Annotated in this window: 19 protein-coding genes and 1 riboswitch; of the genes, 11 read left to right on the top strand and 8 right to left on the bottom strand. The window is 65.3% G+C overall.

The genetic code is table 11. From position 1 onward, the window contains the following. The first annotated feature begins 44 nt into the window (after positions 1-44). Positions 45-1,928: a bifunctional sugar phosphate isomerase/epimerase/4-hydroxyphenylpyruvate dioxygenase family protein gene (locus N511_RS0109035; RefSeq protein ID WP_027678997.1), complete on the top strand. Its 1,884-nt coding sequence runs from the start codon at positions 45-47 to the stop codon at positions 1,926-1,928. A 141-nt stretch (positions 1,929-2,069) separates the two neighbouring features. Continuing rightward, positions 2,070-3,134, top strand: coding sequence for a porin (locus N511_RS0109030; protein ID WP_027678996.1), 1,065 nt, complete (start codon positions 2,070-2,072; stop codon positions 3,132-3,134). A 69-nt stretch (positions 3,135-3,203) separates the two neighbouring features. Here the strand turns inward: N511_RS0109030 and N511_RS0109025 are convergent, their stop codons facing one another. The 3 genes from N511_RS0109025 to N511_RS0109015 form a co-directional block, all read right to left on the bottom strand. After that, the gene (locus tag N511_RS0109025) at positions 3,204-4,457 is read right to left on the bottom strand and encodes a D-amino acid dehydrogenase (RefSeq protein WP_027678995.1); all 1,254 of its coding nucleotides are present in this window, start codon (positions 4,455-4,457) and stop codon (positions 3,204-3,206) included. Positions 4,458-4,602: 145 nt separating this feature from the next. Next, positions 4,603-4,708, bottom strand: a riboswitch (glycine riboswitch). Positions 4,709-4,788: 80 nt separating this feature from the next. Further along, entirely contained in the window at positions 4,789-5,574 is a 786-nt protein-coding gene (gene eutC, locus N511_RS23905) for an ethanolamine ammonia-lyase subunit EutC (RefSeq protein WP_051530862.1), read from the bottom strand. Between the two features lie 20 nt (positions 5,575-5,594). After that, the gene (locus N511_RS0109015; RefSeq protein WP_027678994.1) at positions 5,595-6,977 is read right to left on the bottom strand and encodes an ethanolamine ammonia-lyase subunit EutB; all 1,383 of its coding nucleotides are present in this window, start codon (positions 6,975-6,977) and stop codon (positions 5,595-5,597) included. A gap of 124 nt (positions 6,978-7,101) precedes the next feature. On the opposite strand from N511_RS0109015, the gene chrA reads away from it, so the two are divergent. Beyond that, positions 7,102-8,337 carry a chromate efflux transporter gene (gene chrA / locus N511_RS0109010; RefSeq protein ID WP_027678993.1) on the top strand — a complete coding sequence of 412 codons (1,236 nt, stop codon included), beginning with the start codon at positions 7,102-7,104 and terminating at the stop codon, positions 8,335-8,337. A 49-nt stretch (positions 8,338-8,386) separates the two neighbouring features. On the opposite strand, the gene dbpA is transcribed toward chrA, so the two are convergent. The 5 genes from dbpA to N511_RS23895 form a co-directional block, all read right to left on the bottom strand. After that, the gene (gene dbpA / locus N511_RS0109005; protein WP_027678992.1) at positions 8,387-9,784 is read right to left on the bottom strand and encodes an ATP-dependent RNA helicase DbpA; all 1,398 of its coding nucleotides are present in this window, start codon (positions 9,782-9,784) and stop codon (positions 8,387-8,389) included. 14 nt (positions 9,785-9,798) lie between these two features. After that, positions 9,799-9,984, bottom strand: coding sequence for a hypothetical protein (locus N511_RS0109000; protein ID WP_027678991.1), 186 nt, complete (start codon positions 9,982-9,984; stop codon positions 9,799-9,801). 189 nt (positions 9,985-10,173) lie between these two features. Further along, entirely contained in the window at positions 10,174-11,025 is an 852-nt protein-coding gene (locus tag N511_RS23900; protein ID WP_051530861.1) for a c-type cytochrome, read from the bottom strand. Then, a complete protein-coding gene (locus N511_RS0108990) occupies positions 11,022-12,788 on the bottom strand; it encodes a GMC family oxidoreductase (RefSeq protein ID WP_027678990.1) in 1,767 nt (588 codons plus the stop codon). The genes N511_RS23900 and N511_RS0108990 overlap by 4 nt, the downstream gene beginning before the upstream one ends. Continuing rightward, on the bottom strand, positions 12,785-13,936 hold the full coding sequence (locus tag N511_RS23895; protein WP_231479600.1) for a gluconate 2-dehydrogenase subunit 3 family protein: 1,152 nt from the start codon (positions 13,934-13,936) through the stop codon (positions 12,785-12,787). The genes N511_RS0108990 and N511_RS23895 overlap by 4 nt, the downstream gene beginning before the upstream one ends. A 398-nt stretch (positions 13,937-14,334) precedes the next feature. Here N511_RS23895 and N511_RS0108980 point away from each other — a divergent pair, with 398 nt between their 5' ends. The 8 genes from N511_RS0108980 to N511_RS0108945 are packed head-to-tail and all read left to right on the top strand — an operon-like array spanning position 14,335 to position 25,767. After that, entirely contained in the window at positions 14,335-16,083 is a 1,749-nt protein-coding gene (locus N511_RS0108980; RefSeq protein ID WP_027678989.1) for a PHA/PHB synthase family protein, read from the top strand. Then, a complete protein-coding gene (locus tag N511_RS23890) occupies positions 16,084-17,598 on the top strand; it encodes an efflux transporter outer membrane subunit (RefSeq protein ID WP_081785338.1) in 1,515 nt (504 codons plus the stop codon). After that, on the top strand, positions 17,595-18,668 hold the full coding sequence (locus N511_RS0108970) for an HlyD family secretion protein (RefSeq protein ID WP_027678988.1): 1,074 nt from the start codon (positions 17,595-17,597) through the stop codon (positions 18,666-18,668). Before N511_RS23890 ends, N511_RS0108970 begins: the two co-directional genes overlap by 4 nt. After that, the gene (rbbA, locus tag N511_RS0108965) at positions 18,632-21,448 is read left to right on the top strand and encodes a ribosome-associated ATPase/putative transporter RbbA (RefSeq protein ID WP_081785337.1); all 2,817 of its coding nucleotides are present in this window, start codon (positions 18,632-18,634) and stop codon (positions 21,446-21,448) included. Before N511_RS0108970 ends, rbbA begins: the two co-directional genes overlap by 37 nt. Before the next feature lie 12 nt (positions 21,449-21,460). After that, positions 21,461-22,612 (top strand): ABC transporter permease, encoded by a 1,152-nt coding sequence (locus N511_RS0108960; protein ID WP_051530860.1) that lies wholly within the window; start codon positions 21,461-21,463, stop codon positions 22,610-22,612. Between the two features lie 9 nt (positions 22,613-22,621). Continuing rightward, entirely contained in the window at positions 22,622-23,134 is a 513-nt protein-coding gene (locus N511_RS0108955; protein WP_027678985.1) for a hypothetical protein, read from the top strand. A gap of 9 nt (positions 23,135-23,143) precedes the next feature. Further along, positions 23,144-24,589 (top strand): bifunctional enoyl-CoA hydratase/phosphate acetyltransferase, encoded by a 1,446-nt coding sequence (locus tag N511_RS0108950; RefSeq protein ID WP_027678984.1) that lies wholly within the window; start codon positions 23,144-23,146, stop codon positions 24,587-24,589. After that, entirely contained in the window at positions 24,586-25,767 is a 1,182-nt protein-coding gene (locus N511_RS0108945) for an acetate/propionate family kinase (RefSeq protein ID WP_027678983.1), read from the top strand. Before N511_RS0108950 ends, N511_RS0108945 begins: the two co-directional genes overlap by 4 nt. Positions 25,768-25,877: the final 110 nt, after the last annotated feature.

Raw genomic sequence — 25,877 nt, 5'->3', positions numbered from 1 at the left:
ACCTACGCTGCGGGCATTGCCAGACGCCCGACCGAAGCATCGCCATGAATCCGCCCCGCGCAGCGCGCCATCCCAAATGCATCGCCACCGTGTGCCTGTCCGGCACGCTGCCTGAAAAGTTGGAAGCGGCAGCTGCTGCCGGCTTTGACGGCATCGAGATGTTCGAGAACGACCTGCTGAACTTCGATGGCTCGCCGGCGCGCGTGCGGCAGATGGCGGCAGACCTTGGGCTCGCGATCATGCTGTACCAGCCGTTCCGCGATTTCGAAGCCATGCCGCGTGAGTTCCTTGCCCGCAACCTTGCGCGCGCGGAGCGCAAGTTCGACGTCATGGCCGAACTGGGCGTTGAGATGGTGCTGGTCTGCAGCAACATCCAGGACATCGCCATCGACGATCCTGCGCGCGCAGCGGACGATCTGCGCCAGATGGCGGAAGCGGCCGCCCAGCGCGGGCTGCGCGTGGGTTACGAAGCGCTGGCCTGGGCGCGGCACACGCGGACTTGGCGCCAGGCCTGGCAGATCGTGAAGCAGGCCGATCATCCGGCGCTGGGGCTGATTCTCGACAGTTTTCACACGCTCTCGCTGGGCGACTCGCTGGACGGTCTCAACGAGGTGCCGGCGGACAAGCTCTTTTTTGTGCAGTTTGCGGATGCCCCGAAGTTGTCGATGGACGTGCTGTCCTGGAGCCGCCATCACCGCAATTTCCCGGGGCAGGGCGAGCTGGCCGTAACGGCATTTGCACGCGACCTGCTTGCCGCGGGCTACACCGGGCCGCTGTCGCTGGAAGTCTTCAATGACGAGTTTCGTGCGGCGCCTGCGCGCTTGACGGCGCTCGACGGCATGCGCTCGCTGCGGTGGCTGGAGTCCGAGGCGGGCGGTGCGCCATTGCCGACTCCCGCTCGTTTTGGCGGCGTGGATTTCCTCGAGTTTGCCGTGGACGCCGCCGCCGGGCACGAGCTTGAAACGCGGCTACGTGCGCTCGGTTTTACCCTTGCGGGGCACCATCGCTCCAAGGCTGTCGACCTGTATCGGCAAGGCGGCGTCAACGTCATCCTGAATATGGAGCAGGACAGCGCGGCGTCGGAACATTTCGAGTTGCATGGGGCGTCTGTCTGCGCGATCGGCCTGAAGGTGGACGACGCCGAGCGCGCCATGACACGTGCGCGCGAGTTATGCGCCCAGGAATGGCGCGGGCCGGTCGGGCCGAGGGAGCGCAGCATTCCGGCGCTGCGTGCCCCGGACGGCACGTTGCTCTATTTGATCGACGACCGCCAGGCCGATCGCAGCATCTACGAGAGCGATTTTGTCTTGCTGCCGCAGGTGCAGGACGAGGCAGCAGGGTGGGCATCGATCGACCACGTTGCACAGGCGCTGCCGGCGCATCGGCTCGACAGCTTCGTGCTGTTCTACCGCGCCATCTTCGGCATGCAGGCTGAAGCGATGCAGGAGATTGCCGACCCGTACGGCCTTGTGAAGAGCCGCGCCATGGTGAGCCCCGATCGCAACGTGCGGATTCCGCTCAGCGTGTCGGAAAGCGGGCGTACGGCCACCGGCCGGTTCATTGCCGCCTACGCGGGCTCGGGCGTGCATCACATTGCCTTCCGCACCGAGCGGCTGTTCGAAACCATTGAAGCCATCGACCGCAGTGCCGCCCACCTGCAGCACGTGCCCGAGAACTATTACGACGACGTCGCTGCCCGGCTCGGGCTCGACGATGCACTGGTCACGCGCCTGCACGACGACGGCCTGCTCTACGACCGCGACCCGCACGGCGATTTCCTGCACACCTACACCGAACCGTTTCGCGAGCGCTTCTTCTTCGAGCTGGTCCAGCGCAACGGCTACCTGGGCTACGGCGCCGCAAACGCCGCCGTGCGCATGGCGGTGCAGGCGCAACTGAGCCGCGAACACGCCAACGCGGGCGGCTGAACTCGCACCGCTCATCCATCGATTGATCCATCACCCGCCAATGGCCAGTGCAGTCATGGGCGATTTCAACGCAGCAAAGGCAGCGCGGGCAGCCATCGCACATCCACGCCCGTCATATCGAAAAAAGGAGACAAGGGAGCCATGAACAAGACCATGATTGCCGCACTGGTGCTCGGAGCCACGAGCCTGCCGGCTGCGGCGCAAAGCGCGGGCGGTGTCACGCTCTATGGGCTGATCGACACCACGATCCGCTACAGCACGCACGAAAACGCGGCAGGCAACAGCAATCTGCAAATGATGGACGGCGTGCTGACCGGCAGCCGCTGGGGCCTGCGCGGCACTGAAGACCTGGGCGGTGGTACCAAGGCCATGTTTATCCTGGAATCGGGCTTCTTCCCCGATACGGGCGGCAGCCAGCAGGGCGGGCGTCTGTTTGGGCGCACCGCGGTGGTGGGCCTGGAGGGCGACTACGGCAAGCTGTACCTGGGCCGCCAATACACGCTGGCGCATGAAGTGCTGTCTTCGTATGAGGCGATGGCGTTCGCCAATAACTCCATCGTCGGCTATCAAGGCGGCAACTACACCGGCCTGCGCTACGACAACACGGTCAAATACATCAAGTCGTTCGGGGGTCTGCAGCTTGCCGGCGCATGGACGTTTGGCGAAGCAGCCGGCAGCTTCAGCAAGAGTTCGGCCGGCGCCGGCTCGATCGTCTACAGCATGGGGGCGGCTGAAGTGGGCGCGGTGTACCAGGTCACGCGCGATGTGTCGTCGGCGTTCTTCGGGGCGGTGCCGGCAGCGCAGGCCAGCAAGCAAACGGTCTGGGGCTTTGGCGGCAAACTCGATACGTCGATTGCCACGTGGTACCTCGGCTATACGAACAGCCGTCTCGACGTGGCCGACTACAAGAACCAGGCCGCCTATGTTGGTGCAAAGGTGCCGATCTCCGGCGCACTGAGCTTCATCGGCACCGTGCAGTACGACTGGATGAAACATCTTGATGCCAGCGGCAAGCGTCTGACCACCGCCGGCATGCTCGACTACGCCTTCAGCAAGCGCACCGACGTCTACGCCGAAGTGGACTACACCCGCCTGCAGGGCGCCTGGGTTGCCCTGAACAGCGCGGCCGCATTCAACAATTCGGGCAACACGTACGGCAACAACTCGCGCTTGGGCGTGATGTTGGGCGTGCGGCACAAGTTCTGATTGCTTGGTTCGTTCCCGCAATGAAAAAGAGCCCGCCAGTGTCCCGGCGGGCTTTTTCGTTTGCTGCGATCAATGCAGTGGGCAATCTCGCGCGATCACGTCGCCCACCATCGCGGCGGTGGCGCCAGACAGCGTCCAGCCCAGATGCCCGTGGCCCGTGTTGTAGAACACGCGCGCGTGCCGCCCACGGCCGACGCGCGGCATCATGTCCGGCATCATCGGGCGCAAGCCGGCCCATGGCACCACACGCGACGTGCCAATCGCAAAGTTGCGGCGCGTCCAGGCCACCAGCGGTTCGATGCGATCCGCGCGGATGTCGCGGTTGTAGCCGTTGAATTCCGCCGTGCCCGCCACGCGGAAGCGGCCCGTGCCCAGCCGGCTTGTCACGATCTTCGCGCTCTCGTCCAGCAGGCTCACCCACGGTGCGCCTTGCACGCTGGCATCGTCGTCCAGGTGGACCGTGATCGAATAGCCCTTGACCGGATACACGTTGATGCGATCGCCCACCAGCTGCGCGATATGCCGGCTGCCCACGCCCGCGCACACGACCATCGCATCGGCGGCAAGGTCCTGTACGACATTCGCCGCGCTGGTGGAAAGGCGGTCATCGAGCGTGGTTTGCAACAGCAGGCGCACGCCGCTTTCGGTGGTTTCCACATCGCGCACATCCACGCCGTGCATAAACCGCACGCCGCGCTTTTCACACGCCTGCGCCAGGCCCCGCGTGAATTTGTGGATGTCACCGGTGGCGTCGGATGCGGTGAAGTAGCCGCCGTAGTAGTTGCCGCGCAGCGTCGGCTCAATGGCGGCAATCTCCTCGGGGCTCACGGCGTGGCGCTCAAGCCCGCCGGCAACGAGCAGGGCGTTGGCCTTGCCTGCTGCCGCAAAGCTGGCCTTGTCGTGATAGACGTGCAGAATGCCGCGCTTTTGCAGGTCGAAATCGATCTGCTCCCGTTCGGCCATCGCAAACAGATGCTTGCGTGCCTCGATGGCCATGCGGGTGGTTTCGATGGTGTTGCGGCGGTAGTGCGCGATGCTGGCGACGAACTCGCCGATCCACGAGTATTTGTGCCACGAGGGCTTGGGGTTGAGCAGCAGCGGAGCGTCGTTGCGCAGCATCCATTTGATGCCCTTGAGCAGCGTGCCGGTGCTGTTCCAGACTTCAGCGTTGCTGGCGGAAAGCTGCCCGCCGTTGGCGAAGGAGGTTTCCATGGCCGGATACAGGTGGCGGTCGAGCACCGTGACCTGGTAGCCGAGTTGCGAGAGCGTGTAAGCGGTAGTGACGCCGGATATGCCGGCGCCGACGATGACGATGTGCGTCATGGCGGTCCCTATGGAGTGATGTCATGACCGGACGATCCGGTCGGCTCACCCCATCTGTCTTGGGACCTGAGAGCTTGGGCATCAGCAGCGCTGGCGCCTTCCCCTTCGGTGGGCGCGCGCGTGCACGCCTCTCTCCAGATTCGCAGTCGACGCCACAGTCCTTTTGCCTGAGAGTTTCCGGGGTGGTTGCTCCATCGGCGCCGGGCGTTGCGCGTATGCGCGTTAGGCCCGGTCTCTCCTGCGGCGTGTTGCAGCTGTCGTTGGTGCGTCAGCCGCGCCTGCGTGCTGCCGGTGTGGGCAGCGGGAGGGAGTGTGTCATGGGTTCTGCCGTTCAGCAAGTCGGGCCGTACCCGAGGCAACCGCAGAAACGGGGTGGGGTGTCGTCCTTCAGGTCGACGCCGCTGCGGCCGAGCGCCAACGCGCCGTTGAGCAGGAACACCAGCCGGCTCGCTGCCTGGTCATAGGACAAGCCTGCCGGCCGCACATTGGAGATGCAATTGCGCTCAGCATCGGAGCGGCCAACACGCGGCGCGTAGGTTAGGTAAATGCCTAGGCTGTCAGGCGAACTCAGCCCCGGCCGCTCGCCGATCAGCATCACCACCTGCCGCGCGCCCAGCAGCGCACCGATCTCATCCCCCAGCGCAACGCGGGACTGCTCGGCGATGGCGACTGGCCCGATCGACCAGCCGGCCGGCAGACGCTCACGCACGCTGCAAAGCAGCGGCACGGCATGGCTTTGCACCGCCAACGCGGAGAGCCCATCGGCAATCACGAACACCACATCGAACGGCTGCGCTAGCCGCAATGCGCCGAGTCTTGCGCGGCTGGCTTCGTCAAGACGGCGGCCAAGGTCGGGACGGCGCAGATATTCCGCGCGATCGGTAGCCGCGCTGTGTGCCGTCACCGCAGTGAAGCCCACCTCCCCAAGTGCTGCCGCCACCGCGGCGCTATCGAGCGGCAGGTGCACGGCATCGCGCGCCTGGGCATGCGCCACGCCGAATGCCAGCACGGCGTCGGTCGTCTGGCTGTTGCCGGCGCGGCCCAGCGCGATACGGGCGTCGGTAAAGGCGCGCAGGTGCGCCCACGGATTGGGCTGAACGAGGGGGTGTTTCGGCATGTTCGGCTTCTCCACCGGGTTCACAGTGCGTGAGCCAATTGCAGCAGCGGTTGCCGCGCCGTGGCGTCTTGCAGGCGGCCGGTCGCATCGACGATGCCCATGCTTTGCAGCCACGCCTCGAACTCCGGTGCAGGCCGCAGGCCGAGCGTGTCGCGCAGATAGAGGGCGTCGTGAAACGACGTGCTCTGGTAGTTCAGCATGATGTCGTCAGCGCCCGGCACGCCCATGATGAAATGGATGCCCGCCACGCCAAACAGCGTCAGCAGCGTATCCATGTCGTCCTGATCGGCTTCTGCGTGGTTGGTGTAGCAGACGTCGCAGCCCATCGGCAGGCCCATCAGCTTGCCGCAGAAATGGTCTTCCAATCCGGCGCGGATGATCTGCTTGCCGTCGTAGAGGTACTCCGGGCCGATGAAGCCGACGACCGTATTCACCAGCAACGGCGAGAACGCCCGCGCTACGGCATAGGCCCGCGCTTCCATCGTTTGCTGATCGACGCCGTGGTGCGCGTTGGCCGATAGCGCGCTGCCCTGGCCGGTCTCGAAATACATCACGTTGTTGCCGACCGTGCCGCGCGAGAGGCTTTGCGCTGCGTCATGCGCTTCGCCCAGCAATGCGAGGCTGATGCCGAACCCCGCATTGGCTTGCTCGCTGCCGGCCACCGACTGGAACACCAAGTCGACCGGGGCGCCTTGGTCAATGGCGCGCATGGTGTTCGTCACGTGGGTCAGCACGCACGACTGCGTGGGAATGGCGTAGCGATGGCGCAGCTCATCCACCAGTTGCAGCAGCGAAACGATGGCGCCGAGATTGTCGCCGGCGGGGTTGATGCCGATGGTCGCGTCGCCGCAGCCGTAGAGCAGGCCATCGATGATCGACGCAGCAATGCCTTTGGGATCATCCGTCGGGTGATTGGGCTGCAGCCGGACTGACAACCGGCCCGGCAGACCGATCGTGTTGCGAAAGCGCGTGACCACGCGGCACTTGCGGGCCACGGCGATCAGATCCTGGTTGCGCATCAGCTTGCTGACCGCGGCGGCCATTTCCGGCGTGATGCCAGCGGCGACGCTCGTCAATGTCGCGCTGTCGGTCTCGTGCAGGAGCAGCCAGTTCCGAAATTCACCCACGGTGAGCGAGGCGATCGGCTCGAAGGCCTGCGCGTCGTGCCGATCCAGAATCAGGCGCGTGACCTCGTCGTCTTCATACGGCACCAGCGCTTCGTTGAGGAAGACCGACAGCGGCACGTCCGCCAACGCCATCCGCGCGGCCATGCGTTCGCCCTCGCTGGCCGCGCCCAGGCCCGCAAGGTAGTCGCCGGAGCGCGCTGGGCTGGCTTTGGCCAGAAGCGTCTTGAGATCGTTGAACACATGACGCTGTGCGCCAATGGTGTGGGCAAAGTGCATGATGGGATACGCGGCAGAGTCCAATGACGGTGACGGCGACGCCTATCCTGCCACTTTAGTTGCCTTCCAAGCCATGGCGGCAATGTTCTAATACGCGTTTCTTAAACATCGATATCCCGCCCTGATGACCGCTTCCGCCACACCGTCCCGTACACAGCAAGCGGGCTCTGCCATGGAAGTGTTGGCGGTCTTTCTCAAGCTGGGCCTCACGAGCTTCGGCGGCCCTGTCGCGCATATCGGCTACTTCCGCCGCGAGTTCGTGGAGCGCCGTCGTTGGCTCGACGACGCCACATTCACCGACCTGGTCGGGCTCTGCCAGTTTCTGCCGGGGCCGGCCAGCAGCCAAGTTGGGTTTTCCGTCGGCTTGCTCCGGGCCGGATGGCGCGGCGGTTTGGCGGCATGGTGCGGCTTTACGCTGCCGTCCGTCCTGTTGCTGCTGGCCTTTGCAATGCTCGCGCCGAGCCTGGGCGGCCCGGTCGGCGCAGGCCTGATCCACGGTTTGAAGCTCGTTGCCGTTGCGGTAGTGGCGCAGGCCGTGTGGGACATGGCGCGCAAGCTCTGTCCCGACTGGCAACGCGCGGGCATTGCGGTGATCAACATTGCATTGCTTGGTGCGTTGACGACCGTCTACGCGCAACTGGTCGTGATTGCGCTGGGCGCCGTGCTGGGGCTGTTGCTGTGCCGATCGGCCCGTCCGGTGCCTGCTGGCTTGCAGGCAGGGCAGGGCAGCGCATTCCGCGTGTCTCACATGGCCAGCATCGCGAGCCTCGTGCTGTTTTGCGCGCTGCTGTTCGGGCTCCCGGTTGCCGCGGACCTTTATCCGTGGATGCCCGCGAAGGTGTTCGATGCGTTCTATCGTTCGGGCGCGTTGGTTTTCGGGGGTGGTCATGTCGTGCTTCCGCTGCTGGAGCAGCAGACGGTCGCAACCGGTTGGGTCGCGTCGAACGATTTTCTGGCCGGCTACGGTGCCGCGCAGGCCGTGCCCGGGCCGCTATTCACCTTCGCCGCGTCCCTGGGGTGGACGATCGCACCGGGGCTCAATCACTGGGCTGGCGCCGCGCTCGCCACGGTGGGTATTTTTCTGCCGGGCCTGCTGTTGGTCGTCGCGGCATTGCCTTATTGGCAGGCATTGCGCGCGCGTCCTTCCATGGCAGCGCTGCTGGCGGGTGTGAATGCGGCCGTGGTGGGATTGCTGGCGTTTGCCCTTTACACGCCGGTCTGGACGAGCGCCGTGCGGTCATGGCGCGATGTTGCTGTCGCGGTGATCGCGTTCCTGCTGCTGACACGATGGAAAACGCCACCGCTGATCGTGGTGGCGTTGTGTGCGGCGGCGGGTGTTGCCGCTGCCATGCTGGGTTGAGTCGCACGCGCCCCGCGAGCCGCAACCGCACGCGGCGCAGGGCAGAGCGTCACTCCTCCATCAGCCGGACCCTGACCTTCTTGCCCTTCACCGTGCCGGCGTTGAGCTTGCGCAGCGCGTCGCGTGCGATGCCGCGCTCGACCGCGACGTAGGTCGAGAATTCCGTCACGTTGATCTTGCCGATCTGGTCGCCGCGAAAGCCGGCATCGCCGGTCAAGGCGCCGAGCACATCGCCGGGGCGGATCTTCTCCTTGCGCCCGCCCAGAATCTGCAGCGTTTCCATGGGCGGCAGCAGCGGCGCATCGTTGCCGGTATCAAGCTCGTCGAGCTTGTGCCATTCGACCTCGCGGCCCATCGCTTCTTCGATATTGCCGACGCGGCCCATCTCGTCCATGCTCGCGAGGCTCAACGCCCAGCCGTTCTCATCCGCGCGGCCCGTGCGGCCAATCCGGTGCACATGCACTTCGGGATCGGGCGTCACGTCAACGTTGATCACCGCTTCAAGCTGGGCGATGTCGAGCCCTCGCGCGGCAACGTCGGTCGCAACCAGCACTGAGCAACTGCGGTTCGCAAACTGGATCAACACCTGGTCGCGCTCGCGCTGTTCGAGTTCGCCATGCAGCGCAAGCGCGTGAATGCCCTGCGCGCGCAGCACGTCGAGCAGGTCTCGGCATTGCTGCTTGGTGTTGCAGAACGCGAGCGTGCTGACCGGTCGATAGTGCTTGAGCAGTTGTCCCACGGCATGCAGCCGCTGGCTGTCGGTCACCTCGTAGAAGCGCTGGCGAATCTTGCTGTCGTCGTGGCGCTCTTCAAGCTTCACTTCTTTCGGGTTGCGCAGAATCCGCTGGCTCAGCTTCGCAATGCCTTCCGGGTACGTCGCCGAGAACAGCAGCGTTTGCCGGTCGGTCGGGCATTGGCGCACGACCGTCGCAATGTCATCGAAGAAGCCCATGTCGAGCATGCGGTCGGCTTCGTCGAGGACAAGCGTCTTCAGTGCACCGAGCGTGAGATTGCCCCGCTCCAGATGGTCCATGATGCGGCCCGGCGTGCCGACGATGACGTGGGCGCCGTGCTCCAGGCTCGCGGCCTGCGGGCGCATCGGTGTACCGCCGCACAGCGTCAGCACCTTTACGTTTTCTTCCGCGCGTGCCAGGCGGCGGATCTCCTGTGCCACCTGATCGGCAAGCTCGCGCGTCGGGCAGAGCACCATCGCCTGCACGTCGAAGCTTCGCGCGTCGAGCCGTGCGAGGAGGGCCAGCGCAAAGGCTGCGGTTTTGCCGCTGCCGGTTTTTGCCTGTGCGATCAGGTCGTGGCCCGCAAGGGCGATCGGCAGGCTTGCAGCCTGGATCGGCGTCATGTCGGTGTAGCCAAGCTGCGTGAGGTTCGCCAGCACGGCCGGGGGGAGCGCTAGGGTGCTGAAAGGCGCGGCGGTCGGTTCGATGGTCATGTCGTTGCGTTGGATCACTTGAGCAGCTTGCCTTCGATTTGCTTGTAGATGACCCGGCCGTCTTTGGTTTCGACGCGTTTGAGATAGTTGCGTGCGCCGCATAGCGCACAGCGGAACAGCGGCCCTTGGCCCTCGTCTTTGATGACGACGTCGGAAAGCTGCCACTGCGTGCCGCAGCTCTGGTTGATGCAAGTGAACACGGTTTTCTCTAAATGGAGGTGTCGTTGTGCCTCGGCGCGAGGCAAGGGGAATCGGGCCGTAAGTGCGCCGATGTCAACCTGAATGCAGGAAGTGAATGAGACGCTGGCGCCGGTTGTACCACGGAAACGCCCCGCCTTGGGACAAGTAGCGGTTCCGTCTCATCTCACCGGGATGTGGCAGGTCGATTTCTACTGCGCTGGCTTGCGGACGCCGCCCTGCGGGGAGGAAGCTGCGGCATAGAAGTTGTCGAGGCCTTCGATCTCGGCAGCGGTCAGGCGGCGGGCAAAAGCACGCATGACGCCGTCGTCGTCGTTGGCGCGCGTGCCGGAGCGAAACGCATTGAGCTGCGCAGCGACCATGCCCTTGGGTTGCCCCGTCAGCGGCGGCAAGACGGGGCCGCCGCCGCGTCCGGAGGCGCCGTGGCAGTCTGCGCAGGCGGGCAGGGCACGCCCGTTGTCGCCCGACCAATGCAAGCTCGCGGCGGCGCCATCCGTGGGCAACGCTGCGGTGGCCGACCGCGCTTGCGCCGCGTAGTACCGAGCGACTGCCGTGATATCGCTGTCCGACAACTCGCGCGCGACCGGTTGCATGACGGACGATTGCCGCGCGCCACTGCGGTAGTCGAGCAATTGCTTGACGATGTACTCGGCCGGCAATCCCTCCAGTGCAGGAAACGGTTGCGGCGCAACCGACCTCGCACCGTGGCAGGTTGCGCATGCAGGCGGCACGGCGCCACTGCCCTGTGTGACAAGGATCCGCCCGCGCTCGGTGTCCTCTTGCGGCGCCTTCGCCAGCAGGGCGGACCACGCTGTCGGCTTGGGGATGAAATCGGTGGCGCGCCTGACCGCCGTGCCGGTTTCCGCCACGTTGCCTGGCGGTTTCGTACGGTCTTCCGCGTGACTTGGTCTGCGGAATGACGGGATGCCCCGATCCGACAACACGTCATAGAAGACCGCGCCGATCGGCAGCGCAATGCCGAGCAACGGCAGCAGCCATAAAACGACCGGCAGGCGGCGCGGGGGCGGGCGGTCTTCGGTCATACCAGCCCCTTCCCCGGGGATTTCAGATAGCGCGCCTTGATGGCGTCGGCGATCCAGTACGCGGTGGCACCGACGGTACCGGTGGGGTTGTAATTCGAGTTTTGCGGGAAGAGGCTGGCCCCGGTCACGAACACGTTGGGCACATCCCAACATTGCCCGAAGCGGTTGACGACACTGGTGGCCGGATCGTCGCCGATCGCGGCGCCGCCGGTGAGGTGCGTCGACTGATAGCTCGTCGCCGTGTATGGCCGCTTGCGTGGGCCGGGCTCGGTTGCCACCACACCCTGCATGGCCTTGCCGATTGCGTTCCCACGGTCGGTGAGGAAGGCCGACATGCGGATGTCGTTGTCGGGAAAGTCATAGGTGATGCGCAGCAGCGGCAGGCCGTAAACATCGCGGTACGTCGGGTCCAGGTCGAGATAGCCGCCGCGCGTCGGCATGGCCGAGCCGGTGATCGTGATCGACGCGGAATGGTTGTAATAGCGCTTCACGGCACGCTTCCAGGCGCTGCCCCACTGCGGGGTGCCGTGCGGGGTCGGGTGGTATCCGATGGGCGCACCGCTCACCACCTGGATCTGGATGTAGCCGCCTCCCACGAAGCCATGCGGACCGTGGTCGAAATTGTCGGCGCTGAAGTCGTCAATCGTTACCGCCGCGGCACCGGCGCCCATGAAGGGGTTGAGCCACGTCTTTTCGTCGAAGAACAGGTTCACGCCGGACGTTGTCTGGTGCGTGTAATTGCGGCCCACCACGCCTTGACCCGTGGCAGCGTCGTAAGGCTTGCCGATGCCGGACAGGAGCAGCAGCCGCACGTTCTGAACGCTGAACGCGCACAGCACCACCATCTCTGCGGGCTGGAAAAACTGCTGGCCGCTCGCGTCGACATAGGTCACGCCTCGCGCATGCTTGCGCGCTTCGTCCAGCTCGACCTTCAGCACGTGGGCGTTCGTGCGCAGCTCAAACGTGTTGAGCTTGAGCGCGGCCGGCAGGACACAGATTTGCGGGGACGCCTTCGCAAAATGCTCGCAGCCGAAGTTGGAGCAAAAGCCGCAATACACGCATGCATTCATCGGCAGCCCCTCGGTATTCACGTAGGGGCGCGTGCACAGCGCAGAGGGCTGGATGTAAGGGTGGTATCCCATTGATGCTGCAGCCGTGCCGAACAATGCCGATGCAAACGGCACCTTCATCGGCGGATTCGGATACGGCCGCGAGCGCCACGGCTCGAAGGGGTTGCCGCCTGGCTGCAACTGCCCCTTCAGGTTGCCGGCAAAACCCGACGCGCCGATCAGGTAGTCGAAGCGGTCGTAATACGGTTCCAGCTCGTCGTAGGTGAGAGGCCAGTCCTGGGCGGTGAGGTTGGCGTCGAAGATGCGGTCGCCATAGCGCTGGCGATAGTGGCTGCGCAGCTTGAGGTCGGTTGGGTCGAATCGGTAATAGGCGCCGGACCAGTGGTTGCCGGCGCCGCCCAGATGCGTGGCCGGATAGGCGAACTGCCAGCGGCGCATCGGCAAGGCCACCTGGTCGCTGCGGTTGCGGAAGGTGAAGGTCTCGGTCGACGTGTCCTGGTGCAGCGCATGCCGGCGCGTGTATTTCAGTTCGTCGTGGATTGCCGGCGCCTGAAAATCGGGCGACGGCCAGCGGGGCTGCCCACGCTCCATCACCACCACACGCGAGCCATGTGCCGCCAACTCCTTGCCGATGATGGCGCCGGTCCAGCCGCCGCCGATGATCACGGCATCCACGGGAGGCAATGTCTTCATTCGCCGCCTCCGTGATCGGTGCCCGTGCGGCTGCGGCATACCTCGTTACTTGCAAGCGCGACGAAGGCAATCGGTTGGGCTTCCGAGCGCGGTGGCGCTGTTGCCATGTCGTGCGGGTGTGCCGTGGCAATCGAAACAGGCGCGCGCGTGTAGGGCTGATTGTGGCGCTCGATGTCATTGGCAAAACTGGCCATCGCACCCGGAAAACCAACCAGCTTCCAGCCCACCATGTCGCGATTGCCGCCGTAGAGCGGGTCGGAGAAATAGCCCTCGACAGCGCCGTCCAGCAGCATCTGGAAGAACACCGCGCTCGGCACGGCGTCCATCTCAAGCTTGCCGGCTTCAGCGTCGCTGAGCACCGCATCCTGCGTTGCTGCATCGAGCTGGGCGAATCGCTTTCCGCCATAACGGCTTGCACAGACGCGGTCCAATGCCGCCAGCCCGAGGCGGTAGCATTCCGCCGGTGTCAGCGCCAGCTGATAGCCCTGTTCCGGTGTGCCTTGCTGGAAGGGGCCATGGCGATAAAAGTTCGCGCCGCTGCCGAAACTGCCCGCCAGTTGTCGATCCAGAAACACCGTGACGCCAGCCTCTTTCGCACCAGGCCCGAGTTCGTCTGCCGGAATCAGCCGCGCGACGATCGCATCGACGGCCGCTTTTTCATCGGCATTGAAGAAAAGACTGACGGGTTCGGGTGCGCTTGCGCCTGCGGCGGCCGTCGGATGCGGCGCGCTCGTCATTCCAGGCGGGGGCGCCGGTGTGCGCGCCGGCGGGCTTTGCGCCACGGCAAATACGGTTGTCGAGGCAGGCAGCGTGATCCCCAGGGCCTTGAGCAAACGGCGTCGGGCCGGCTTGAAGTCGTCGTGCATAGGACACTCCGTGTCTTGGGGCTTCGCGGTGGAGACGCAGCGCAAAAGCGCGCAGAAGAGCAAGCCGGGCAGCAAGAATCGTGACTGCGGGCCGAAGCCGGTGGCATGTCCACTGCTTTCCAACACGGAAGACGACGGAGGCTCAGCATGGAACGCGTGAGGAAAGTGCAGATAAACGCGGCAGCAGGGCTGCTGTTTCTGTTCGGACTCGGAAGCGGCTTGTCGTTCGCCCAGCCAGCCCAGACGCATTCGACGTCGCCGGATGGACGAGCCGCGGTCCAACGGAAGGCGACCGGGAATGTGCCTCGGCGTCCCGGTGCACAGCCTGCATCCGCGCCGAAAGCGTCTACCTCCGATGGCGCCGCCACGGCTGCAGGATCGCGAGGCTCTGGTGGCAGCGATGGGTTGCCGGGGACGGGTGCTGCTGCAGGTTCGGGCGGGTCGGCTGATATGCGGGGGGAGCCTGTGCGTCGGTAGCGACCAGAGGTATCAGGCCTGGGGAGCCTGCGAGAGAGCGGGCAACGGCTCCCGTTTGTCTCAAAGATCGAGGGCACAGATGTCGTTTCTGTGAAACCACCTAGAGTCGGCCCTCTTGTCCCAGTTTGAGGTGCGTCAAGTCCGGGCCTTAGCCCCTGGCATCTAATGGATTGCATATTTCGCAATCGTTTGACGCCTCGACCATGCGCACCGCCCCCGTGCCGTCTCCGCCGACTGCAGAGCAGATCGACCTACCGTTTCACGCCGCGCTGGCCCGCGCCTCCAATTCGCTGTCGCTTGCATCGATGCAACTGGCGCTGCTCGACTGGGCGCTGCATCTGGCCGTCTCGCCCGGCAAGCAGCTGGATCTGTACCGTTTGGCGCTGACGCAGGCCCAACAACTCGATGGTTACATCCGGAACTGCATGGCATCCGGGCCCCAGAACGCGTGTCTTTGCGTCCAGCCGCCCGCCCGCGACCGTCGTTTCTCTGCCGACGAGTGGCGCTTATGGCCGTTCAACGTGCTGCATCAGGCCTTCCTCTTGACAGAACAATGGTGGGAGGCCGCAACGCGCGGCGTGTGGGGAGTCGCCAAACATCATGAGGACGTGGTCGCCTTTGCTGCGCGTCAGTGGCTCGACATGATGTCGCCGGGCAATCAATTGGCAACCAATCCGATTGTCCTGCGCCGGACCTTTGAACAGCACGGCACCAATCTTGTGCGCGGCGCGCTCAATGCGCTTGACGATCTGGAGCGCTCCATGAGCGGCGCGCCCGCTGCCGGTACCGAACGCTTTATGGTGGGCCGCGACGTGGCCATCACGCCCGGCAAGGTGGTCCTGCTCAACCGTCTCATCGAGCTGATCCAGTACACGCCGGCCACGGGCAAGGTCCAGGCCGAGCCCATCCTGATCGTGCCGGCCTGGATCATGAAGTACTACATCCTCGATCTGTCGCCGCAAAACTCGCTGATCCGCTATCTGGTCGAGCAGGGCCATACCGTGTTCTGCATCTCCTGGAAGAACCCTGACGAGGCGGATCGCGCCCTCGACATGGACGACTACCTCAAGCTCGGCGTCTTTGCCGCGCTCGATGCCGTCAATGCCATCGTGCCGGGCCAGCGCGTACATGCGACCGGCTACTGCCTTGGGGGCACGCTATTGGCCATTGCCGCAGCGGCCATGGCGCGCGATGGCGATGCGCGGCTGGCGTCCATGACGCTGTTTGCCGCGCAGACAGACTTCTGCGAGCCGGGCGAACTGGGGCTGTTCATCGACGAGGCCCAGGTCAGCCTGCTTGAAGCACAGATGGACCAGACTGGCTATCTGCGCGCCAGCCAGATGGCCGGTGCCTTCCAGATGCTGCGCTCGTACGACTTGCTGTGGTCGCGCTTGGTGGGCGAATACCTGCTGGGCGACCGTGCGCCCATGAACGACCTGATGGCCTGGAACGCCGATGCCACGCGCATGCCCGCGCGCATGCACAGCCAGTACCTGCGGCACCTGTTCCTGAACGACGACCTGAGCGAGGGCCACTACCCCGTCAACGGCAAGCCCGTGGCGCTCAACGATATCGATTTGCCCATCTTTGTGGTGGGCACGCTGACCGACCACGTTGCACCCTGGCGCTCCGTCTACAAGCTGCATCACCTGACCGAAGCTGAGCTGACGTTCGTGTTGACCAGCGGCGGCCATAACGCCGGCATCGTCAGCCCGCCGACCAACTCGCATCGACGGTTCCAGATGCAGACACGCCATGCAGGCGAGACATCGGCGGCGCCGGATGACTGGCTGGCCTCGGCACCGGCCACAGACGGCTCTTGGTGGCCGGCGTGGCATGCATGGCTCGTTGCGCATGCATCGGGCTCGGCAGTGGTGAAGCCGCCGAAGATGGGCGTTCCAGGATCGCCGCCATTGGCCGACGCGCCCGGCACCTACGTGCTGGAGAAATAGATGCGTGTGGAGAAACAACGCCTGCAAGATGGCAGGTACGCAGGCACGCGCACGGCGGCGATGGCGGCCGCCGCATTGCTGGCCCTGTCGGCTTGCATCTCGATGGCGCCGCCTTACGAGGCGCCCGCGTTGCCTGTAGCCCAGCACTACGACACCGACGACGGCACGGACGGCCTGTCGGCCGCCGCCACGGGCTGGCAGGCGTACTTTACGGACACGCGCCTGCAGGCCCTGATCGCCCAAGCGCTGGAGAACAACCGTGACTTGCGCACTGCCGTGCTGCGCGTGGAAGAGGCGCGTGCCGCGTTTGGCATCCAGCGCTCGGAGTCTTTTCCGCACCTCGACGCGCAGGCCGGCATCAGCCGCCTGAGCATTCCGGCAGACGTCAGCCCATTCGGCATGCCGATGCGTGTCACCCAGTACCAGGTTGGGGCGGGTGTCTCCAGCTGGGAGATCGATTTCTGGGGGCGCGTGCGCAACCTCAACGACGCCGCTCTGGAGAGCTACGTAGCTTCCGACGCAGCGCGCCGCGCGGTCGCGCTTGGGCTGATCGCACAGGTGGCCCACAGCTACCTGGTCCTGCGTGAACTGGACGAGCGGATCACGCTGGCCCAGCAGACCGTAGACAGCCGCACCGAGACACTGCGCATCTTCTCGCGCCGGGTGGCGGTCGGGGCCACTTCACGGTTGAACCAAACGCAGGTCGAGACCCTGCTGACCCAGGCGCAGGCGCTGCTGACGCAACTACGGCAGGCGCGCGACGTTCAAGCGCACGGCTTGGCCGTGCTTGTCGGCAAGCCCATCGACTTGCCACCGGTTGCCGAGCCGCTTGACGAGCGCCACATGCTGGCCGAGCTGCGCGCCGGTCTGCCTTCCGATCTGCTGACGCAGCGCCCGGACATTGCAGCTGCGGAGCATCGGCTGCGGGCTGCGCACGCCAGCATCGGCGCGGCACGGGCGGCGTTCTTTCCGCGCGTCGCGCTGACGGGCGCTTACGGCACCGTCGGCCCCGAACTGGGCAATCTGTTCGCACCCGGCACACGCGCCTGGGTGTTTGCGCCGAGCATCAGCCTGCCGCTGTTTGAAGGTGGGAAGCTGCGCAGCAACCTCGACCTGGCAGAAGCCCGCCGAGACCTCGCCGTGGCCGCCTACGAAAAGACCGTACAAGGCGCATTCCGCGACGTGTCCGACGCGCTGTCGGCACGCAGGTGGCTGGCCGAACAGCTCGACATTGCACAGGCCGCATTGGCCGCGCAGACCGAACGGGCGCGGCTGTCGCAACTGCGCTTCGACGCGGGAGCATCGACGTTCCTGGAGGTGCTCGACGCCCAGCGCGATCTGCTGGCCGCGCAGCAGCAACTGGTGCAAATGCGTCGCGCGCTTCTCTCCAGCCGCGTTGGTCTGTATGCGGCACTGGGCGGTGGCACGCAGGCCGTCGAATCCGCAACCGATCCGCAACCCCATCCTCTGAGCCTGACGCCGGCCCCGCGCGTATCGGGCCGAACAACACCATGACGACGACTCCCCAACAACGATGGATTGCGCTGCTGGCGGCCGCCCTGGTGGCAGCCGGAGCGGCGTTCGCGTGGAAGGCTTTAAGGCAAGAAGGGCCCGGCAAGGGCTTTGTGAGCGGCAACGGCCGCATCGAAGCCACCGAAATCGACGTGGCAACCAAGCTCCCCGGCCGCGTGCAGGACATCCTGGTGGACGAGGGCGACTTCGTGACGGCAGGGCAGCCGCTTGCACACATGCAGGTGCAGACGCTGGAAGCGCAGCGCGACGAGGCTCTGGCGCGGCAGCAGCAATCGGTCTCTGCCGTGGCGAGCGCACAGGCGCAGGTGGCCGTGCGAGAAGCCGATAGGCAAGCGGCTCTCGCGCAAATTGCTCTGCGTGAGAGCGACCTCGACGCCGCGCAGCGCCGGCTGGCGCGTTCCGAGACGCTGTCGCACGAAGGGGCATCGTCGATGCAGGAGCTGGACGACGACCGCGCCCGCGTGCGCAGCGCCAAGGCCGCGCTGGTGGCGGCCCGCGCGCAAGCCGAGGCGGCGCAGGCAGCCGTATTGGCCGCGCGTACACAGGTGGCCGGCGCCGGTGCCACCGTCAAGGCGGCAGACGCCACCGTACTGCGCATCAAGGCCGATATCGATGACAGCGCCCTGACGGCGCCGCGCGATGCCCGCGTGCAATACCGCATCGCCCAGCCCGGCGAGGTCCTGGCCGGCGGCGGGCGGCTGCTCAATCTCGTCGATCTGTCCGACGTCTACATGATTTTCTTCGTGCCGGAGACGGACGCGGGCCGCATCGCCATGGGCAGCGAGGTGCGTATCGTGCTCGACGCAGCGCCGCAATATGTCATTCCGGCGCGCGTGTCGTTTGTCGCCAGCACCGCGCAATTCACGCCCAAGACCGTGGAAACGGCCAGCGAGCGCCAGAAGCTGATGTTCCGCGTCAAGGCGCAGATCGATCGCGATCTGCTGCGCAAGCACCTGAAGCTGGTGAAGACCGGCTTGCCCGGCGTGGCGTGGCTCAAGCTCGACGCGCAAGCCGAATGGCCGGCCAGCCTAGCGATCAAGGTTCCGCAGTGACCGCCTCTGCCGACCCATGCGCCTCGCCTGACGCGCGCCCGGCGGCGCCGGTGGCCAGCCTGGCCGGCGTGCGCCTGCGCTACCGCAAGACACTCGCGCTGGATGGCGTCACGCTCGACCTGCCCGCCGGCCGCATGGTCGGGTTGATCGGCCCGGACGGCGTTGGCAAGTCCAGCCTGCTGTCTCTGGTGGCGGGTGCCCGGGCCCTGCAGGAGGGCTCCGTCCATGTGCTGGGCAGCGACATGGCCGACCGCCGGGCGCGCGCCGCCGTCGGCCCACGCATCGCCTACATGCCGCAAGGGTTGGGGCGCAACCTGTATCCCACGTTGTCGATCGAAGAGAACCTGCAGTTCTTCGGGCGCCTGTTCGGCCACGATGCAGCGGAGCGCCGCCGCCGCATTGATGCACTCACGGCCAGCACCGGCCTGCGGGCGTTTCTCTCACGGCCTGCAGGCAAGCTCTCGGGCGGCATGAAACAGAAGCTGGCGTTGTGCTGCGCGCTGATCCACGACCCGGATCTGCTGATCCTCGATGAACCGACCACGGGCGTCGACCCGCTTTCGCGCAGGCAGTTCTGGGACCTGATTGCCAGTATTCGCGTCGCACGCCCCGGCATGAGCGTGATCGTGGCCACCGCGTACATGGAAGAGGCCGAGCGCTTCGACTGGCTTGTCGCCATGGACGCCGGGCAGGTGCTCGCCACCGGCACGCCGGCCGAGCTGCGCAGCCGCGCCGGTGCCGATTCGCTTGAGGCCGCCTTCATCGCGCTGTTGCCGCCAACGCGCCGGCAGGGCCATCAGGCCGTGGTGGTGCCACCCCTGGTGGCCGGTGCAGAAGACGATGTGGCTGTGCAGGCGAGCGGCCTGGCCATGCGCTTCGGCGACTTCGTTGCCGTCGATCACGTCGACTTCCGCATCCGTCGTGGAGAGATCTTCGGTTTTCTCGGCTCCAACGGCTGCGGAAAATCGACCACCATGAAGATGCTCACCGGCCTGCTGCCTGCCAGCGAAGGGCAGGCATGGCTGTTCGGCCATCCGGTCGACCCGAAGGACATCGACACACGCCGCCGCGTGGGCTACATGTCGCAGGCGTTCTCGCTGTATGGCGAGTTGACGGTGCGCCAGAACCTTGTCCTGCATGCGCGCCTGTTCCAGGTGCCCGAGCCGGAAGTGCAGTCGCGTGTGGCTGAGATGCTGACCCGCTTCGGGCTGCAGGAGGCGGCCGACAGCCTGCCCCAGAGCGTGCCGCTGGGCATGCGGCAGCGCCTCTCACTGGCCGTGGCGATGGTGCACAAGCCCGAGTTGCTGATCCTGGACGAGCCGACCTCCGGCGTGGACCCGGTCGCCCGCGACATGTTCTGGCGCCTGATGATCGACCTCGCGCGGCGGGATCGCGTGACCATCTTCATCTCCACGCATTTCATGAACGAGGCCGAGCGATGCGACCGCATCTCGCTCATGCATGCGGGCCGCGTGCTGGTGAGCGATGCGCCCGCCGCGCTGGTGCGTGCCCGGGGTACAGAGACGCTGGAGCAAGCGTTCATCGCTTATCTGCAGGAGGCGGCCGAAGCGTCTGCGGGTGCCGACGAGGTTGCCGCGCCGCTGCCGGAGCGCGCGGCGCCAAGCCGTGCGCCTACCGACATGTCGGCCGGGCGCCGCTTCAGTCTGGCGCGTGCGATGAGCTACTCGCTGCGTGAGGCCCTGGAACTGCGCCGCGACCGCGTGCGCGCCACGCTGGCGCTGCTGGGCACGGCCATCCTGATGTTCATCATCGGATACGGCATCAGCCTCGATGTGGAGAACCTGACCTACGCCGTGCTCGACCGCGACCAGACCGTGCTTTCACACGACTACACGCTCAACCTGGCCGGCTCCCGTTATTTCATCGAAAAACCCCCGATTCGCGACTACGCTGAGTTGGACCGCCGCATGCGCAACGGCGAGCTGTCGCTGGCAATCGAAATTCCGCCTGGCTTTGCGCGCGACGTGGAGCGAGGCACGGCCGTGCAGATCGGTGCCTGGGTGGACGGCGCCATGCCCACCCGCGCGGAAACCGTGCGCGGTTACGTGCAGGCCATCCACCAGCTCTGGCTGGCAGATGCGGCCGTGCACCGGCTGGGCGTGCGCCCGGCGGCGCCCAGCAGCATCGAAACGCGCTATCGCTATAACCCCGACGTGAAAAGCCTGCCTGCCATGGTGCCCGCCGTGATTCCAATGCTGCTGATGATGATTCCCGCCATGCTGGCGGCGTTGTCGGTGGTGCGAGAAAAGGAGCTGGGCTCCATCATCAATTTCTACGTGACGCCGGTCACGCGTGCGGAATTCGTGCTCGGCAAGCAGGCGCCGTACATCGTGCTCGCCATGCTGAACTTCTTCTTGCTGGCGCTGCTGGCGGTGACGGTGTTCGGTGTGCCCATCAAGGGCAGCTTTGCGACGCTCGCGCTGGGGGCGCTAATTTTCGTGACGTGCTCGACGGGTTTCGGGTTGTTTGCCTCCACCTTCACGCAAAGCCAGATTGCGGCCATGTTTGTCACCATGATCGGCACGATCATTCCGTGCGTGCAGTTTGCAGGACTGCTCAATCCGGTGTCGTCGCTGGAAGGGGCGGGCGCTGTGATCGGGCGCGTGTATCCGGCCACGCATTTCCTGACGATCAGCCGCGGCGTGTTCAGCAAGGCGCTGGATGTGGGCGCGCTGGGCAGCGCCTTCTGGCCGCTGCTGGCGGCGGTGCCATTCATCCTGGGCGCCACCTTGCTGATGCTGCGCAAGCAGGATCGGTAGGAGCGTCACACCATGCCGAGTCTTCAGACCGATCGCCGCACCGCCCGCCTGAGCAACATTTTCCGGCTGGGCATCAAGGAATTGCGAAGCCTGCTGCGCGACCCGATGATGCTCGTGCTGATCGTCTACACCTTCACGCTGTCGATCTACGTGGCCGCCACCGCCATGCCAGAGAGCCTGCACAATGCCTCGATCGCCATCGTCGATGAAGACAGCTCGCCGTTGTCGGCGCGCATTGTCTCGAGCTTCTATCCGCCGCATTTCCGCACGCCGGCGCTGATTCCGCTCACGGAGGTGGACCCAGGCATGGACAGCGGCCGCTACACGTTCGTCCTGGACATCCCGCCCAATTTCCAGCGCGACGTGCTGGCCGGACGCGCACCCTCAATCCAACTCAATATTGACGCCACGCGTATGAGCCAGGCCTTCACCGGCAACGGCTACATCCAGCAGATCGTCTCGGGCGAGGTGAACACGTTCCTGCAGCGCCACCGCGCCGCGCCTGCCACGCCGGTCGACCTGGTGCTGCGCACGCGCTTCAACCCCAACCTGGAGCAGACGTGGTTCGGCTCGTTGATGGAGATCATCAATAACGTGACCATGCTGTCGATCATCCTGACGGGCGCGGCGCTGATCCGCGAACGCGAGCACGGCACGATCGAGCACCTGCTGGTGATGCCTGTCACGCCGTTCGAAATCATGGTGTCCAAGGTCTGGTCGATGGGGCTGGTGGTGGTGCTCGCCGCGCTCGTGGCGCTGGTGTTCGTGGTGCAAGGCGCGCTGCATGTCCCGATCGAAGGCTCGATCCTGCTGTTCATGCTGGTGGCCACGCTGCATCTGTTTGCTACGACGTCCATGGGGATCTTTCTCGCGACGGTGGCGCGGTCCATGCCGCAGTTCGGCATGCTGCTGGTTCTGGTGCTGCTGCCGCTGCAGTTGCTTTCCGGCGGCACCACACCGCGCGAGAGCATGCCCGGTGTGGTGCGAGACATCATGCTCGCCGCGCCGACCACGCATTTTGTATCGGCGTCGCAGGCCATTCTCTATCGAGGGGCGGGGCTGGACGTCGTGTGGCCGCAGTGTCTGGCCATCTGCGTCATCGGCACCGTGCTGTTTCTCGCATCATTGACACGCTTTCGCCAAACCATCAGCCAGATGGCTTAAGGAGCCAACATGGATACACCCGCCAACGTTCCTCTCGCGCTTCAAAAGGCGCAGATTGCATTCGGACTGCAGACGTTGGGTCTGCTCAAGGCAACGCGACAGCGCTGGTATGAACTCGGCGCCGACCTGCTTGCCGCAGACGTGGCCCGCACGGAATCTGCGCTCGCCGACCTGCAAAACGTCGAGGAGTGGAACGCGTTTGCAGCACTGCTGCCGAACGTTTTCTGGCAGGGCAGCCAGCGCGCCATGGATGTGCTGCAAGGGGTGCTGCAGACCGCCATCTCGAACCAGTCGAGCTTCGTGGCGGATTACCAGCGCGTCATGCTGGAATGGCAGCAGGCTTCCGTTCGCGCCCTGAGCACGGCCGGCAATGCCATGCCGATCCACACAGCGCTGCAGGGCATGCTGTCGACGTGGGGCGTGCCGAGCGATGCAATGGTCCGCTTCGCAAGCGAGCCGTCGAACCCGAATCTTCTGCGTGCCCCCGGCAAGGGCAACGGACAACTCCGCAAAGCTTCCTGACGAGCGCACATGAGCCCCGATCATCTGCCTGCGCCGCCGGCGCTCCTGCCGGGCAGCGACCTCAGCGTGGTGCGCAATCGCACCTTTGACGAAATTGCGGTTGGCGACACCGTGGCCATTCTGCGCACCCTCACGGCGGAAGATATCCAGCTCTTTGCCGTGCTGTCTGGGGACGTCAACCCGCAGCACCTGGACCCCGAATTTGCCGCATCCACGCGCTTTCATGGCGTGATTGCCCACGGCATGCTGGGCGGGGCGCTGATTTCCGCCTTGCTCGGGACCCGTTTGCCGGGCCCAGGAACGATCTACCTTGGGCAGACGCTGCAATTCCTGGCGCCGGTGCGCGTGGGCGACACGTTGACCATCCGCGTGACGGTGGTCAGCAAGGAGGAAGAGAGAAAGCGGGTCAAGCTGGCATGCACGTGTACGAACGACAGCGGCACGGTGGCCATCGCGGGCGAGGCGGAGGTCATCGCGCCCACCGAGCGGATCGAGCGTCCGCGGACCACACTGCCGGATGTGCGCATCACCACCGGCAGTGACGGTATCCACCGGCTGCTCGACCATGTGCGGCCTATGGGTGCGATTCACATGGCTGTCGTTCATCCGTGCGATGTGCTGAGCCTGTCGGCCGTGATGGACGCGCGCGCTGAAGGGCTGATCGTGCCTTGTCTCGTCGCGCCGCATGCCAAGCTGATGCGCGTAGCCGCCGAAGCCGGCCTGGACCTCCGCGGCATCGAGATTGAAGACGTGCCCCACAGCAGCGCCGCTGCCACGCGCGCCGTGGAGCTTGTCACGCAGGGCAGGGCAGAGGCGCTCATGAAAGGCAGCCTGCATACCGATGAATTGATGGCGGCAGTTGTGCGCGAAGAGGCAGGGCTGCGTACGAAGCGCCGGATCAGCCATTGCTTCCTCATGCAGTCGCCCGCGTACCCGCGCCCGTTTATCGTGACGGATGCGGCGATCAACATCACGCCGACCCTCGATCAGAAGGCGGACATCGTGCGCAACGCCATCGATCTAGCTCATGCGATTGGCGTGGAACGCCCCCGGGTGGCGATCCTTGCGGCGGTGGAGACGGTGAACCCACGCATGCCGGCCACGCTCGATGCGGCTGCGCTGTGCAAGATGGCGGACCGCGGCCAGATTGAGGGTGGGGTGCTGGACGGGCCATTGGCCTTCGATAACGCAGTATCCGCCGCTGCCGCGCGCATCAAGGGCATCGTCTCGGAAGTGGCAGGGCAGGCCGATGTGCTCGTGGTGCCCGATCTCGAAAGCGGCAACATGCTCGCCAAACAGTTGGAATACCTGGGCGGGGCCGCCAGCGCGGGCATTGTGCTCGGCGCCCGCGTGCCCATTGTGTTGACCAGCCGTGCCGACTCGCGTGAATCGCGCATTGCGTCGTGCGCCCTTGCCACATTGCTGGCCCACCGCTACCGCAACTTACCACCATGAACGATTGCATCGTCGTACTGAACTGCGGCTCGTCGAGCATCAAGTTTGCGTTGTTCGATGCCACCTTGGACCCGTTGCCGCGCGTGCCCATGTGGAACGGAAAAGTGGAGGGGATCGGCACTGCACACCCCACCGCAACTGAGGCAGGCGCGCCGACACAGGCGGTGGAGCTTGACGCTGCACAGCCGTATCACGCCGCGCTCGTGCACATTCGCCGACGTGTCGAGCAAAGGCTGGACGGCCGCCGGCTGATGGCCGTGGCGCATCGGGTGGTGCACGGCGGCGCCAAGTACTTTGCGCCGGTATGCGTGGATGCCGAGGTGCTTTCCGATCTGCGCACCTATATTCCGCTGGCGCCGCTGCATCAACCGTTTGCACTGGAAGCCATCGAGGCGCTTCTGTCGGACTTGCCTGACGTGCCGCAAGTCGCCTGCTTCGATACCGCGTTCCACCGCACGCTGCCACAGGTCGAAACAATGCTGCCGTTGCCTTACTCGGCATGGGAACGCGGCCTGCGGCGTTATGGCTTTCATGGGCTGTCGTACGAGTACATGTCGATCGCCTTGCCAGAACGGCACGGCGATATCGCCCGCGGGCGAACCATCGTCGCGCACCTCGGCAGCGGCGCCAGCCTGTGCGCAATGCACGAGCTGAAGAGCGTGGCCACCACGATGGGGTTTTCAGCGCTCGAGGGCCTGATGATGGGCACGCGATGTGGCTCGCTCGATCCGGGTGCTGTGCTTTACATGATGGAGACGGAGCATCTTTCCCCGGCACAGGTCGGACACGTGCTGTATCACGAATCGGGTCTGCTTGGCGTGTCAGGATTGTCTTCCGACCCGCGCGAACTCATTTCGCACGAAGCCGATCACCCGCGCGCGCAGGCAGCGCTGGCGCTCTACGTGCGCCGTATCGTCCGCGAGATCGGCGCACTGGTGGCGGTACTTGGCGGCCTGGATTTCCTGGTGTTCACGGCTGGGATTGGCGAACACAACGCGGTACTGCGCGAACGCGTTGTCGGCGCACTGGGTTACTTGGGTGCCGAGCTGGATGAAGCGGCCAACCAAGCCCATGCCGCAATCATTTCCAGTTCAGCGAGCCGGGTTCGCGTGGCGGTCGAGCCGACGAATGAGGAGTGGGTGGCGGCACGGCATGCAGTTCGATGCAAGCTGCAGTGACGAGTGTGATTGCCGAAGGAGCAGCCGAAGGAGCAGGACGAAGGAGGCCGCCACAGCGTTGCGCGGAGGTGTTCTTTCATTTTACATAACACAAATTACGCGACATATTG

It is taken from the genome of Ralstonia sp. UNC404CL21Col (genome assembly GCF_000620465.1).
In the GTDB taxonomy this organism is placed as follows: Bacteria; Pseudomonadota; Gammaproteobacteria; order Burkholderiales; family Burkholderiaceae; genus Ralstonia; species Ralstonia flatus.
This window is presented reverse-complemented; position numbering and strand designations above follow the sequence as displayed.